The 13,716-nt window shown below is 67.9% G+C and carries 8 protein-coding genes; 1 reads left to right on the top strand and 7 read right to left on the bottom strand.

Annotation, left to right across the window (positions count from 1 at the left end):
• Positions 1 to 8 precede the first annotated feature (8 nt).
• The 3 genes from ACT3S6_RS05975 to rlmH form a co-directional block, all read right to left on the bottom strand.
• Positions 9 to 953 carry a DNA-formamidopyrimidine glycosylase family protein gene (locus tag ACT3S6_RS05975; protein ID WP_443382962.1) on the bottom strand — a complete coding sequence of 315 codons (945 nt, stop codon included), beginning with the start codon at positions 951 to 953 and terminating at the stop codon, positions 9 to 11.
• Positions 954 to 1,037: 84 nt separating this feature from the next.
• Complete coding sequence (locus ACT3S6_RS05970) at positions 1,038 to 5,939, bottom strand: DNA glycosylase AlkZ-like family protein (RefSeq protein ID WP_444554191.1); 4,902 nt, start codon at positions 5,937 to 5,939, stop codon at positions 1,038 to 1,040.
• Between the two features lie 65 nt (positions 5,940 to 6,004).
• Positions 6,005 to 6,463 (bottom strand): 23S rRNA (pseudouridine(1915)-N(3))-methyltransferase RlmH, encoded by a 459-nt coding sequence (gene rlmH, locus ACT3S6_RS05965; protein ID WP_444554190.1) that lies wholly within the window; start codon positions 6,461 to 6,463, stop codon positions 6,005 to 6,007.
• Positions 6,464 to 6,481: 18 nt separating this feature from the next.
• Between rlmH and ACT3S6_RS05960 the strand changes: the two genes are divergently transcribed.
• On the top strand, positions 6,482 to 7,252 hold the full coding sequence (locus ACT3S6_RS05960) for a phosphatase PAP2 family protein (protein WP_444554189.1): 771 nt from the start codon (positions 6,482 to 6,484) through the stop codon (positions 7,250 to 7,252).
• An 18-nt stretch (positions 7,253 to 7,270) separates the two neighbouring features.
• Here ACT3S6_RS05960 and ACT3S6_RS05955 read toward each other — a convergent pair whose 3' ends face one another.
• The 4 genes from ACT3S6_RS05955 to ACT3S6_RS05940 are packed head-to-tail and all read right to left on the bottom strand — an operon-like array spanning position 7,271 to position 13,474.
• Positions 7,271 to 8,023 (bottom strand): succinate dehydrogenase/fumarate reductase iron-sulfur subunit, encoded by a 753-nt coding sequence (locus ACT3S6_RS05955; RefSeq protein WP_444554188.1) that lies wholly within the window; start codon positions 8,021 to 8,023, stop codon positions 7,271 to 7,273.
• Positions 8,020 to 9,966: a fumarate reductase/succinate dehydrogenase flavoprotein subunit gene (locus tag ACT3S6_RS05950; protein ID WP_444554187.1), complete on the bottom strand. Its 1,947-nt coding sequence runs from the start codon at positions 9,964 to 9,966 to the stop codon at positions 8,020 to 8,022. Before ACT3S6_RS05950 ends, ACT3S6_RS05955 begins: the two co-directional genes overlap by 4 nt.
• Complete coding sequence (locus ACT3S6_RS05945) at positions 9,963 to 10,685, bottom strand: succinate dehydrogenase cytochrome b subunit (protein WP_444554186.1); 723 nt, start codon at positions 10,683 to 10,685, stop codon at positions 9,963 to 9,965. Before ACT3S6_RS05945 ends, ACT3S6_RS05950 begins: the two co-directional genes overlap by 4 nt.
• Positions 10,682 to 13,474 carry an aconitate hydratase gene (locus ACT3S6_RS05940; RefSeq protein ID WP_444554185.1) on the bottom strand — a complete coding sequence of 931 codons (2,793 nt, stop codon included), beginning with the start codon at positions 13,472 to 13,474 and terminating at the stop codon, positions 10,682 to 10,684. Before ACT3S6_RS05940 ends, ACT3S6_RS05945 begins: the two co-directional genes overlap by 4 nt.
• Positions 13,475 to 13,716: the final 242 nt, after the last annotated feature.

Below are 13,716 nucleotides of genomic sequence, written 5' to 3'. Positions count from 1 at the left end.
GGCAGGATTCAGGCGAAGGGATCCACCTGGCAGCTGGGGCAGAAATAGAGGTCGCGTTCGTTCAGGTCGATGCCGCGTTCGCACGGTTCGGCCCCGGGGGCCCGCTGGTGCTCGTCGGTCTTGACCTGTCCGGTGCTGTCGGCGGGCCGGGGTCCTCCGGCCTCGGGGCCCCGGCGTCCCGCCGGGACCCGGTCCGTCCCGCGCCGTGCCCCGGCGGGCGGGCGTGGCTGGCCGAGCTTGCGGTGTTCGACGGTGTCCCCGCAGCGCAGGCACGGCTTGCCGGCCCGCCCATAGACCCAGTACTGGTCGCGCATCGGCGGCGTCGTGGTGACCCGGCGCGAGCGGTCCTTATTGGCATGCATGAGCTGATGGGCCAGATCGACCAGATACACCGGATCGGGCAGCTGCCCCGTGGGGGTGCGGGGGTGCAGGCCCAGCAGGAAGAGCAGTTCCGAACGGTAGATGTTCCCCAGACCGGCGATGACCCGCTGGTCCAGCAGGGTCAGGGCGATGGGCCGCTCGGGCATCATGGCCAGACGGCGGTGCACCTCCTCGGCATCCCAGGAGGCCCCCAGCGGATCGGGTCCGAGGTGGCCGACGGCGTCGGGCTCGTCGACGGTGCGGATCACCCGCAGGAAACCCAGGTCGAAACCGACCGCTTGGAAGTCCGGGTTGCGCAGCACGCACCGTGCCTTGAAGGCCGGGGCCCGCCAGCGCTCGCCGGTGGCGTAGACATCCCAATGCCCGTCCATGGACAGGTGGGTGTGGATCGATAGATCGGCCACCCGGATCAGCAGGTGCTTGCCCCGGGAGATCACGGAGGAGACCGTTTGCGAGGCCAGGTTCAAGGTGGCGTAGGACGGGAGCCGGAAATCGCTGGACTGCAGGGACCTGTTGCTCAGTGCCGCATCGAGCCGACGGGCTGCCCGGTAGATGCTGTCACCCTCTGGCACTGCTGGTCACGTCCTTCGTTGCTGGCCTCATCGCTAGCCCACTAAGTGGAATGGATCACACTATACCGGTCTCCGCGAAACGACTCACGGGCGGAAGCGCAGTCCATTGGGAGAGGAATGGAATCCCGCGGCCAATAAGGCCCTGGCCAGCGGCGTATCGGGGACGGGGGCCCCATTGGCCTTGTCCAGGGCGATCCGCTCCACCCGGGCCGTGCGCAGGGCCGCCACGAGCGCCCGGGCGGCGGCCTCGAGTTCGGCCGGCTCCTCGGTGAAGACCAGCGCCGTCCGGCCGCCGCGTTCCAGGTACAGGCCCAACCGGCCATCGAGCAGGACGACGACGGCGCCGGCCTTGCGTCCCGGGCGTTGCCCGGTGGGGGAGGACCCGTCCTCTGACGAGCCCACGGTCGGCCAGGGCAGGGCCGCCCCGTAGGGGTTGGCCGGGTCGGTCGCCGCGAGGGCTACCGCTAACGGAACCCTCCCGGGGCCGGCGGCGGGGGAGACCGCGGACTCCAGATCGGTATCCCGGGTATGCCCGCGCAGCCGGTCCACCGTCGCCGGGACGGAGAACTGGGCGGCCCCGAGGTGTTCGATGAAATAGCCTCTGCGGGTCCTGCCCGCTTCCTCCAGCCGGGCCAGGACCCGGTAGAGCCGGCCGAACCCGCCGGGGACGTTCTCCACCATGACCGAACCGCGGGTCAGCACGCCGTAGCGGTCGAGCAGGAATTCGGCACCGGCATGGGCCCGGAGGGTGGGATCGGCTTCCGGGGCCGGCAGCAGGGACCAGCGTCCGGCGGCCTGTGGTTGGGCCGGGGCGATGGGCGCGGTGGCCCCGGCAGCGCCGGGACGCAGCCCGGAGGCATGCATCCCCGGTCCCCGCGGTGAGCGCATCCGACCCAGCCGGGGCGCCCGGGCCCGGGGTGGGGCCCCGCGGGGTTTATGGGCGGTTCGTCCACCGCCGAGCAGTCCGCGCACCGGGGCGAAGGTGTCGTTGCCGATCCGACCGGCCCACACCAGCTCCCAGAGGGCGCTCAGCACCGATTCGTCCTGGCCGGTGACCCCCAGGGCCTCGGTGATCTGGCGGAAGAAGTAGCCGCCGCCGCTGGCCAGGATCTCCAGGAGGCGCACCTGAACCCCGGAAGGCTCGAAATCGGCGTCGGGGTTCAGCGTCAGTGCCGCCTCCTGGGCGGGATGCAGGCTGATCCAGCCGTCGTTTCCCGCCAACGTCCCGGCACCGGACCACAACACCTCCCCGGTGGCCATCAGTTCGTCGAGCATCCCCGGCTGGTAATCCGCCACCCGGGCCGGGAGCACGAACGCCTCCCAGGCGCTCGCCGGAACCGGCACCCCGGCCAACTGGTCGATCACCGTGGCGACCCCGTCGAGCCCGCGCAGCTCCTGCCCCACGAACTGCCAGTCGGGAAGGAACCGCCCGAACGTGGCGTCGTCGACCGGTTCGACCTCGGCGCGCAGCGCGGCCAGCGAGCGTCGGCGGATCCGGCGCAGCACCTCGGCGTCGCACCACTCGCTCGCCGCCGGGGAGCCAGCCGCCGACTCACCGGTGGTGGGACGGAATTCTCCTTCGACCACCCTCGATTCGGTGCCCAGACGCTTGAGGACCGACAGGACGACGGCGCTGCCCAAGCCCAGCGCGGCGGCGGCCTCGGCCACGGTGAAGGGCCCATGGGTGCGCCCGTAGCGTCCCACGAGGTCACCCAACGGGTCCGCGACCGGCTCGATGAAGGCCAGCGGGATCCCCATCGGCAACGGGACGCCGAGCCCGTCACGCAACCGGGCGGCATCCTCGATCGCCGCCAGCACCGGCCGGCCCGCGAGATTGACCCGTAGGGCACGGTTGCTGCGCACCAGGGCCTCGGCATACCCGGAGGCCTCGTCCACGGTGGCTGCCGGGCGGGTTGGTCCGGCGTCGGATCCGGTGCCCGCGTCCGCAGCTGCCTCGCCGTCGTCCTGGGCAGGCTCGTCTGCGGATTCGTCGGCCGGGCGCAGCCGGGCCGCCAGCTCCTCGATCCCCAAGGGCCCGAGCAGACGCAGCAGATCGGCGGCCCCCTCCAGACCCTTGAGCCGGCGGTTGGGGGATAGCCGTTGGAGTTCGGCTTCGGTGGCCGCGATGACCTCGGGGTCCAGCAGTTCGCGCAATTCGGTGCGGCCCAGCAGGTCGCCCAAGAGTGACGGGTCGATCGACAGGGCGGCGGCCCGGCGTTCGGCCAGCGGGGAGTCGCCCTCGTAGAGGAATTGGGCGACATAGCCGAAGAGCAGGGTCTGGGCGAAGGGTGAGGGTTGGCGCGTGGTCGTTTCCACGATCCGCAGCCCCCGGCCCTGCAGTTCGGCGGCGATCGAGCGTAGCGAGGGCAGGTCGTAGACGTCCTGCAGGCATTCGCGGACCGTCTCGAGGATGATCGGGAAGGAGGGGTATTTCCTGGCCACGTCCAGCAGCTGGGCCGAGCGTTGGCGTTGTTGCCACAGCGGGCTGCGTTTGGCCGGGTTCTGCCGAGGCAGCAGCAAGGCCCGGGCCGCACATTCGCGGAAACGCGAAGCGAACAGGGCCGAGCCACCCACCTCGTTCGTCACGATGGCATCCAGCTCCTCGGGATCGAAGAGGAAGAGCTCGGCCCCGGGCGGCTCGTCGTCCATCATCGGCACACGCAGGACGATCCCGTCGTCGGCGGCCATCGCCGACCCGTCCATCCCGAAGCGTTCGTGCAGCCGGGCCCCCACGGCCAACGCCCAGGGGGCGTGCACCGGCATGCCAAACGGGGAGTGCAGGACCACCCGCCAGTCGCCGAGCTCGTCCTGGAAGCGTTCAACCACCAAGGTGGTGTCGCTGGGGATGATGCTGGTGGCTTCCTGCTGTTCGGCCAGGTAACCGGTGAGGTTGGCCGCGGCCCAGCCGTCCAGGCCGATCGCTGCCAGCCGGGCCCCGGCATCGTCGTCGCCGGCTCCGCCAATTTCGCGGCGGAACCTGCCCAACGCCCGGCCCAGCTCGGCGGGACGACCCAGCGAGTCGCCCTTCCAGAAGGGGAGTTTGCCGGGCTGGCCGAAGGCGGGGGAGACCAGGACCCGGTCGTGGGTGATGTCCTCGATCTTCCAGCTCGTCGCCCCCAAGGCAAAGACGTCGCCGACCCGGGATTCGTAGACCATCTCCTCGTCGAGTTCGCCCACCCGGCGCCCGCCGCCACTCTGGTCCTCGGTGCCGATCAAAAAGACCCCGAACATGCCCCGGTCCGGGATGGTGCCCCCGGAGGTCACGGCCAGGCGTTGGGCCCCGGGGCGACCGGACAGGGTGCCGGCATCGCGGTCCCAGATGATGCGTGGACGTAGTTCGGCGAACTCATCGGAGGGGTATTTGCCGGCCAAGAGGTCAAGGGTCGCGTCGAAGGCCGAACGGGGCAGCGCGGCAAAGGGCGCCGACCGGCGGACGACGTCGAACCATTCCTCCGCATCGACCTCACCCAACGCTGCGGCGGCGACGGTCTGCTGGGCCAGGATATCCAGCGGGTTCGCCGGAATGGATAACGCCTCGATGGCCCCGGAGCGCATGCGTTCGACGGTGATCGCCGTATTGACCAGATCCGAGCGCTGCTTGGGGAAGAAGACCCCGGTGGAGACTTCCCCGACCTGGTGTCCGGCCCGGCCCACGCGTTGCAGTCCGGAGGCCACCGAATGGGGGGATTCGACCTGGATGACCAGATCGACCAGGCCCATGTCGATGCCCAGTTCCAACGAGGAGGTGGCCACGACGCAGCGCAAGCGCCCGGACTTCAGGTCATCCTCGATGTCGGCGCGTTGGTCCTTGGAGACCGACCCGTGGTGGGCCCGGGCCAGCACGGCCTCGGCGCCTGAGCTGGCCCCGGCCTGCGCCATGACCTGCGCGGGCGGATGCTGCGGTTCGGGGGCGATGGTCGGTCCGGTGGCCGGTTCGCTGGCCGATGCGGCCCACGGATCTGAGCCGGTCAGTTCCTGCCGGGCCGCGTGGATCTCGTTCAGGTTCGCCGTCAGCCGTTCGGCCAGGCGCCGGGAGTTCGCGAAGACGATCGTGGAACGGTTGGCCTCGATGAGGTCCACGATCTTCTCCTCCACATGCGGCCAGATGCTTGCCTGCGGTTGGAAGCCGGCCAGTTCGTCGAGCTCGCTGGCTTCGGCGGCTGCGGGCAGGTTCGTCATGTCCTCCACGGGGACGGTGACCGTCAGGTCCCAGGTCTTCTGAGAGGGCGGAGCCACGATGTCCACCGGCCGGGACCCGCCCAGGAACCGGGCGACCTCGGCCCGGGGTTCGACGGTGGCCGAGAGCCCGATGCGCTGGGCCGGGGTTGTCAGCAGGGCATCGAGCCGTTCGAGCGAGACCGCCAGATGGGCCCCGCGTTTGGTGCCGGCGACGGCGTGAACCTCGTCGATGATGACCGTGTCGATGCCGGTCAGTGTCTCCCGGGCCTTGGAAGTCAGCATCAGGAACAGTGACTCGGGGGTGGTGATGAGGATATCCGGCGGACTCGTCAGCAGTTTGCGGCGGTCATTGGCCGGGGTGTCTCCCGAACGCACGCCAACACTGACCTCGGGGGCCGGCAGGCCGAGTCGTTGGGCCATCCGGGTGATCCCGATCAGCGGTGCGCGCAGGTTGCGTTCGACGTCGACGCCAAGCGCCTTCAGCGGAGAGATGTACAGGACCCGGGTCTTGCGTTTCGGGGCCTTCGCCTTCTTCCCGGGTGCAGCGACTGCATCGTCGGCATCGAGGGTGGGCAGTGCCGGTGGTTCGGTGCTGTTTCGGATGAACCCGTCCAGGGCCCAGAGGAAGGCGGAGAGGGTTTTGCCCGAACCGGTCGGGGCGACGACCAGGGCGTTGCTGCCCGCGGAAACGGCGTCCCAGGCGCCGAGCTGGGCGGCCGTCGGCGCGGCAAAAGCGCCCGTGAACCACTCGCGGGTCGCGGGCGTGAACTTCTGGAGCACTGCGGCTGCTGCGGGCTTTTCTGCCATCGCTGAAAGCCTACGCCGAAGCACCGACGAGTTGGCGCGGGGGCGGTCGGGGCACCTCGGCACCATTATTGGTGGTGGTACGGCCGCCCGCCGGCGATTTCCTGGGCACGGTAGAGCTGTTCGGCCACCACGAGCCGGACCAGTTGGTGGGGGAAGACCAGCTTGGACAGGCTCCAGGTGAAGTCGGCCCGCTGGTGCACCGACCTGTCCACCCCGTAGGCGCCGCCGATGACCAGCACCACCGGGCGTGCGGTATCCAGCGGCTGTTGCAGGGCACGGGCCAGGGCCGGGGAATCGATGTTCTTCCCGCGTTCGTCCAGCAGGACCACATGGTCCCGTGGCTGGACCTTGGCCAGGATGCGGGCGGATTCCTCAGTGCGTGCGGCATCGCCTTCCCGGGACGAATGCGGCAGCAGGGCCCAGGACACGTCGAAGGGTTTCTTCATCCGCTTCGAATAGCGCTCGATGCCCTCGGCCACCCACGACTCGTGCTTCTTCCCGATGGCCAGTATGCGCAGCGTCATGGCATTAGTCTGACAGGCATGCCCACTTCCTGTTCACCCGAGCCTCCCCCACGGGGGCATCCGGTCGCCGACGCCGCGGCACGCAGGCTGCCCTCGCGACTCGGGGCCTATGGTGCCTTGTGGATCACGCTGGTCATCGGCGCCTCCTTCGTCACCCTAATGACCCTCTTTGCCGCCAATATCTACGAATCCCTGGCGGAGAAGGACAACCTGGCCGCAGTGGACCGGCCGTTACTGGCCTGGGTGATGACGTGGCGCAGCCCGCTGGCCGACACAGCGGTCACCTGGTTCACCAACACCGGCTCCGTCATCGGGATGTCGATCATTGCCCTGGCAGCGATCGCCGTGCTGACGCGGATCCGTCGGTCCTGGCGGCCGCTGCTGCTTATCGGTGCGGCGGGGGCCGGCTCCGTGGTGATGACCATTACAGGCAAGGATCTGATCGGGCGGACCCGGCCACCGATGGCCGACGCCGTCCCGCCCTATGAAACCTCGCCGTCGTTCCCCTCCGGGCATACGCTCAACGCGACGGCGATCATCATGGTCATCGCCTATTTGTGGTTCCTGCAGCTCGAACGCCGCTGGACCCGGGCGCTGATGGTCGCCGGCTGTGTGGCCTATGTGGTCCTCATCGGCGGCAGCCGCATCTATCTGGGCCACCATTGGTTCACGGATGTCGCCGTGGCCTGGGCACTCGGGCTGGGCTGGGCGGCGTTGGTGGTGTTGGCGCACCACGTCTTCCACACCGTCCGCCGCGTCAGGCGCGAGCAGGGATCAGCCCAGACGTAGGCCTTGCCGGGGGACAGATCATTGTCCCGACTGGTGCTTCAACCCGGACAGCACGTCATGGTTCAGCTGGGAGATCATGTCCAAGGGGATGCCCGCCGGGCAGACCGCGGTGCATTCACCGATCTGCGTGCAGCCGCCGAAGCCCTCGGCATCGTGCTGTTCGACCATCGCCAGGGCCCGCTCGTCCCGTTCGGGCTGGCCCTGGGGCAGCGAACCGAGGTGGGTGATCTTGGCGCCGAGGAACAACGACGCCGAACCGTTGGGGCAGGCGGCCACGCAGGCCCCGCAGCCGATGCATGCCGCGGCGTCGAAGGCCCGGTCGGCGTCCTTCTTCGGCACGGTGACGGCGTTGGCGTCCGCCGCGGCGCCGGTGGGGGCGCTGACGTAACCGCCGGCTTCGATGATCCGGTCCAGGGCGCTGCGGTCCACCACCAGATCCCGGATCACCGGGAACGCCGTCGAACGCCAGGGTTCGACGTCGATGACCTGGCCGTCCTCGAAGTGGCGCATGTAGAGCTGGCAGGTGGTGGTCAACGCCTCGGGGCCGTGGGCCAGCCCGTTGATCACCAGGGAGCACATCCCGCAGATCCCCTCGCGGCAGTCGTGGTCGAAGGCCACCGGTTCCCCGCCGTTGAGCGTGAGGTCCTCGTTGAGCAGATCGAGGACCTCCAAAAACGACATGTCGGGGGAGATCTCGTCGACCTCGTAGGCCTCCATGGCCCCGGGCTGGTCCTGATGGTGTTGGCGCCAGATCCGCAATGTGATCTTCATTTGTAGCTCCTTTGCTGGACCTTGATGTTCTCGAATTCGAGGTGTTCACGGTGCAGTACCGGCTCGTCTCCATCGCCGCCGAATTCCCAGGCGGCCACGTAGCTGAAGTCCTCGTCCTGCCGCAGGGCCTCGCCGCCCTCGGTCTGGCTTTCGGAACGGAAATGCGCCCCGCAGGACTCCTCGCGGTGCAGTGCGTCGATGCACATCAGCTCCGCGAGCCCGAAGAAGTCGGCGACCCGGCCCGCCCGCTCCAGGGACTGGTTCAATTCCTCGTTGACCCCGGTGACCTTCACATCCGTCCAGAACTCGTCACGCAGCCGGCGGATCTCTTCGATGGCGTGGCTGAGTCCTTCGGCATTGCGTTCCATGCCGCAGTACTCCCAGACGATGGACCCGAGCTCTTTGTGGAAGGAATCCACCGAACGGCTCCCGTTGATGGACAGCAGCCGTTCGGTGCGTTCACGGACGCCCTCGGCGGCCTCGACGACGGCTGGATGGTTGGCGTCGACGTCGGCGGGCAACGGGTTGCGGGCCAGATAGTCGTTGATGGTCCCGGGCAGCACGAAGTAGCCGTCGGCCAACCCCTGCATCAGGGCGCTGGCGCCGAGTCGGTTGGCGCCGTGGTCGGAGAAGTTCGCCTCGCCGATGACGAAGAGACCGGGGATGGAGCTTTGCAGGTCGTAATCCACCCACAGCCCGCCCATCGTGTAGTGGATGGCCGGATAGATGCGCATGGGCGCCTGATAGGGGTCCTCGTCGGTGATCTTGGCGTACATGTCGAAGAGGTTGCCGTATTTCTCCTCGATGACGTGCCGGCCCAACCGCTTGATGGCGTGGGTGAGATCCAGATAGACCCCCAGGCCTCCCGGGCCCACGCCGCGGCCCTCGTCGCATTGCTTCTTCGCCGCCCGCGAGGCCACGTCCCGGGGGACCAGGTTGCCGAAGGCCGGGTAGACCCGTTCCAGGTAGTAGTCGCGTTCGTCCTCGGGGATGTCCGCCGGGGCCCGGTCGTCGCCGGCCTTGACCGGCACCCAGATCCGTCCGTCGTTGCGCAACGATTCGCTCATCAGGGTCAGCTTCGACTGGTGGTCCCCGCTGACCGGGATGCAGGTGGGGTGGATCTGCGTATAGCAGGGGTTGGCGAAATAGGCGCCCTTGCGGTGGGCCCGCCAGCTGGCGGTGACATTGCAGCCCATCGCATTGGTGGAGAGGTAGTAGACGTTGCCGTAGCCGCCGCTGGCCAGTACGACCGCGTCGGCCAGATGCGTCTCGAATTCGCCGGTGACCATGTCCCGGACCACCACCCCGCGGGCCTTGCCGTCGATGACGATCAGGTCCAGCATCTCGTGCCGGGTGTTCAACTCCACGGTCCCGGCCCCCACCTGGCGCTCCAGCGCCTGGTAGGCGCCCAGCAGCAGCTGCTGACCGGTCTGCCCGCGGGCGTAGAACGTCCGGGAGACCTGGACGCCACCGAAGGAACGGGTATCCAGCAGGCCGCCGTATTCGCGGGCGAAGGGGACCCCCTGGGCCACTGCCTGGTCGATGATCGCCGCACTGACCTGGGCCAGGCGGTAGACGTTGGATTCGCGTGAACGGTAGTCCCCGCCCTTGACCGTGTCGTAGAACAGCCGGTGGATGCTGTCCCCGTCGTTGCGGTAGTCCTTCGCCGCGTTGATCCCGCCCTGGGCGGCGATGCTGTGGGCCCGGCGGGCGCTGTCCTGATAGCAGAAGACCTTCACGTTGTAGCCGGCCTCACCCAGGGTCGCCGCCGCGGACCCACCGGCGAGCCCGGTGCCGATGACGATGATGGAGACCTTGCGCCGGTTGGCCGGACTGATCAGCTTGGCCTCGAAACGTCGTTTGTCCCAGCGGTCCTTCAGCGGCCCGCCGGGGTCCTGAGTGTCCTGCAGCGGGTCGCCTTCGGTGAAGTAATCGTTCATCATGCTCCTACCCATCCGATCAAGATGCTCAGTGGTGGTACGAGGAAGCCGACGATGATCACGAAGGTGACCACGTAGGCCAGCCCATTGAGCCGGCGTCGTACCGCGATGCTGGTGTTTGCGCCCAGGGAGGCGAAGGCGCTCCAGATGCCGTGGCGCAGGTGGAAGCCCAGGGCGATGAGCGCGATGACATAGGAGAGCACCACCCACCAGATGGAGAAGCTGTTGACCATCCGCTCATAGGCGCTGTCCGAGGCTCCGCCGGGGTGGATGACGTTCCCGGTCAGATGCAGCAGGTGGTAGACGACGAACAGGGCGATCGTCACCCCGCCCCAGCGCATCGTGAAGGAGGCATAGCTGCGTTGCACGCCGCGGCGGTTCTGCGTGGTCTGGTACCGCCAGCCGCCCCCGCCGGCGGTGGCCGCCCGGGACCGGTGCCAGAGCACGAAGGCCGCCCAGATGTGGGCGCCGACGCTGATCAGCAGGATCACGCGCAGGATCCACAGGGCCCCGGCATAGGGAAGCAGGGGCTCGAGGATCGTGCGCAGGTACGCCGAGTAGCCGTCGAAGGCCTCCTGGCCCGCGAAGACCTTCAGGTTCCCGTACATATGCGCGATCAGGAACAGCACCATGATTAGCCCGCCCACGGCCATGACCGCATGCAGGACGGCCGAGGAGCGCAGCACCGGGACCCGCCCGCGCTTGGTGTCGGTGGCACTCATGACGAAAGCAACTGACGCAGGACGTAGGGCAGGATGCCCCCGTGGACGAAATACCCTTCCTCGGCGGGGGTGTCGATCCTGACCTTCGCAGTGATCTCCCGGGTCTTCTCGCCGTCGTCGACGCGCACGGTGACTTCCTTCGGCAGCGGGGACGCACCTTCGATGCCGACGACGGAATAGGTCTCCTCCCCGGTCAACCCATGGGTATCGGCCGTTTCGCCGTCCAGGAACTGCAACGGCAGCACGCCCATGCCGATCAGGTTCGACCGGTGGATCCGCTCGTAGGAGACGGCCAGCACCGCCTTGACGCCCAGCAGCGTGGTGCCCTTGGCCGCCCAGTCGCGGGAAGACCCCGACCCGTAGTCCGAACCCGCCAGCACGACCAGCGGGACCTGGTCGCCGATGTAGCGGGTGGAGGCGTCGAAGATGCTCATGCGCTCGCCGTCGGGCAGATGCCTGGTGACGCCGCCTTCGACCCCGGGGACGAGCCGGTTGCGCAGCCTCACGTTGGCGAAGGTGCCGCGGATCATCACGTGGTGGTTCCCGCGCCGTGATCCGTAGGAGTTGAAGTCCTTCGGCTCGATTCCCAGGTCCTGCAGGTATTTGCCGGCGGGGGAATCGGCCTTGATGGCGCCGGCCGGGGAGATGTGGTCGGTGGTCACCGAATCCCCGAGGTAGGCCAGTACACGGGCGTCGTGGATGTCCGTGAGCGGCGGTGGGTCCAGCGTCATGCCGTCGAAGTAGGGTGGACGCTGGATGTAGCTGGAATCGGGCTGCCAGGCGAACTGGTCGCCTTCGGGGATCGTCATGCCGCGCCAGTTCTCGTCACCGTGGTAGACGTCGAGATAGCCTTCGGTGAACATCTTCGCTTCGAGGTTCGCGTCGACGACGTCCTTGATCTCGTCGGTGCTGGGCCAGATATCGCGCAGGTAGACCGGCTTGCCCTCGGGGTCGTGGCCGAGTGGATCCTTGAGCATGTCGGTGCGCATGGTCCCGGCCAGGGCGTAGGCGATGACCAACGGTGGTGAGGCCAGGAAGTTCATCTGGACCTCGGAATGGATCCGGCCCTCGAAGTTGCGGTTGCCCGACAGGACCGAGGCGACCGTGAGGTTCTTCTCCGAGGCCGCGGCGCTGACTTCGGGGATCAACGGCCCCGAGTTGCCGATGCAGGTGGTGCAGCCGTAGCCGACCAGGTTGAAACCCAGCTTCTCCAGATACGGTGTCAGCCCCGAACGGTCGTAGTAGTCGGTGACCACGCGTGAACCGGGGGCCAGGGTGGTCTTCACCCACGGCTGGCTGGACAGGCCGCGTTCCACGGCCTTCTTGGCCAGCAGGGCCGCCCCGATCATCACCGAGGGGTTGGAGGTGTTGGTGCAGGAGGTGATGGCGGCGATGACCACGGCACCGTTGTCGATGCTGGTCTTCCGGCCGCCCAGCAGCAGTTCGGAGGGGTCCGAGGGCCAGGCGTCCTGGACATTGCCGTCATCGTCGTAGGTCCGCGGCGGGTCGTCGCGCTGGATGCGGGTGCTGATGGCGACCGGGTCGCTGGCGGGGAAGGAGTCCTCGACGGCGGAGTCGAGCCCTCCGGCGATGGCGTCGGCGTGGGTCTGCCCGGCCAGCAGCCGGCGGATGACCTGCGGCGACTTCGCCAGCGGGATGCGGTCCTGGGGACGCTTCGGGCCGGCGATCGAGGGGGAGACCGTCGAAAGGTCCAGCTCGACGATCTGGCTGTATTCCGGGACGTGGTCGGGATCGTGCCAGAGCCCTTGTTCCTTGGCATAGGCCTCGACCAGCCGGATCTGGTGCTCTTCGCGTCCGGTGAGGCGCAGGTAGTTCAGTGTTTCGTCGTCGATCGGGAAGATGGAGGCGGTCGAACCGTATTCGGGGCTCATGTTGCCCAACGTCGCCCGTGTGGCCAACGGGACGTTGCCGACCCCGGGGCCGAAGAAATCGACGAACTTCCCCACCACCCTGACCTTGCGCAGCAGCTCGGCCACGGTGAGGACCAGGTCGGTGGCGGTGGTGCCCTCGGGCAGCTCCCCGGATAGCTTGAGTCCGACGACCTGCGGGATCAACATGCTCATCGGCTGGCCCAGCATGGATGCTTCGGCTTCGATCCCGCCGACACCCCAGCCCAGCACGCCGAGGCCGTTGACCATGGGGGTATGCGAATCCGTGCCGACCAGGGTGTCCGGATAGGCCTGGGGGCCGCGGGGTCCTTCCCGGGTGAAGACGACCCGGGCCAGGTATTCGAGGTTGACCTGGTGGCAGATGCCGGTGTCCGGGGGAACCACCAGGAAGTCGTCAAAGGACTGCTGGCCCCACCGCAATAGCTGGTAGCGCTCCTGGTTGCGGCCGAATTCCAGTTCGGCGTTCACCCCGAAGGCGTCGGGGCGGGCGAACACATCGGCAATCACCGAGTGGTCGATCACCAGTTCCGCGGGGATCAGTGGGTTGATCTTCCTCGGATCGCCACCGAGATCGGTCATGGCGTCGCGCATGGCGACCAGGTCCACCACGCAGGGGACCCCGGTGAAGTCCTGCATCAGGACCCGGGCCGGGGTGTATTGGATCTCCGAGTTGGTTTCGGAGTTGGCGTCCCAGTTGGCCATCGCGTTGATTTGTTCGTCCGTGACCAGATGCCCGTCTTCGTTACGCAGCAGGTTCTCCAGCAGGACCTTGAGGCTGTAGGGCAGGCGATCGGAGCCCTTGATGCGATCCAGCCGGTAGATCTCGTATCTCGTGTCATCGACCTGCAGTTCAGAGCGGGTGTCGAAACTGTTCTGCATTTTGGGGGCACCTGGCTTTTCGTGTCGAAGCGAACTCCACCGGGCCGGTGGTCCCCAACGTACGCCGAGATGACGCAAGAGACCATGACATTAGTCGTCCAATCTAGGGGAGCCCCGGACGCCCATCCAATAAAAACGTGATCGGGGGCACATCAGCTGTGTTTGGCCGTAGGATGGAACCACAGTGCGCCGCAGGTGGAAAGGGCAGCCCGCGGCTTCGAGCCGCAGGAACGCGGATGCAG

It is taken from the genome of Arthrobacter sp. AOP36-C1-22, from assembly GCF_052377515.1.
Lineage (GTDB): Bacteria > Actinomycetota > Actinomycetes > Actinomycetales > Micrococcaceae > Arthrobacter_H.
Note: the sequence above shows the minus strand (reverse complement) of the source record. Positions and strands in the feature narration are given on the sequence as shown.

Bases quoted from the DNA above. Each gene is read 5' to 3' on its own strand.
- ACT3S6_RS05970 (WP_444554191.1), bottom strand. From the start codon at position 5,939: ATGGCAGAAAAGCCCGCAGCAGCCGCAGTGCTCCAGAAGTTCACGCCC.
- rlmH (WP_444554190.1), bottom strand. From the start codon at position 6,463: ATGACGCTGCGCATACTGGCCATCGGGAAGAAGCACGAGTCGTGGGTG.
- ACT3S6_RS05960 (WP_444554189.1), top strand. From the start codon at position 6,482: ATGCCCACTTCCTGTTCACCCGAGCCTCCCCCACGGGGGCATCCGGTC.
- ACT3S6_RS05955 (WP_444554188.1), bottom strand. From the start codon at position 8,023: ATGAAGATCACATTGCGGATCTGGCGCCAACACCATCAGGACCAGCCC.
- ACT3S6_RS05950 (WP_444554187.1), bottom strand. From the start codon at position 9,966: ATGATGAACGATTACTTCACCGAAGGCGACCCGCTGCAGGACACTCAG.
- ACT3S6_RS05945 (WP_444554186.1), bottom strand. From the start codon at position 10,685: ATGAGTGCCACCGACACCAAGCGCGGGCGGGTCCCGGTGCTGCGCTCC.
- ACT3S6_RS05940 (WP_444554185.1), bottom strand. From the start codon at position 13,474: ATGCAGAACAGTTTCGACACCCGCTCTGAACTGCAGGTCGATGACACG.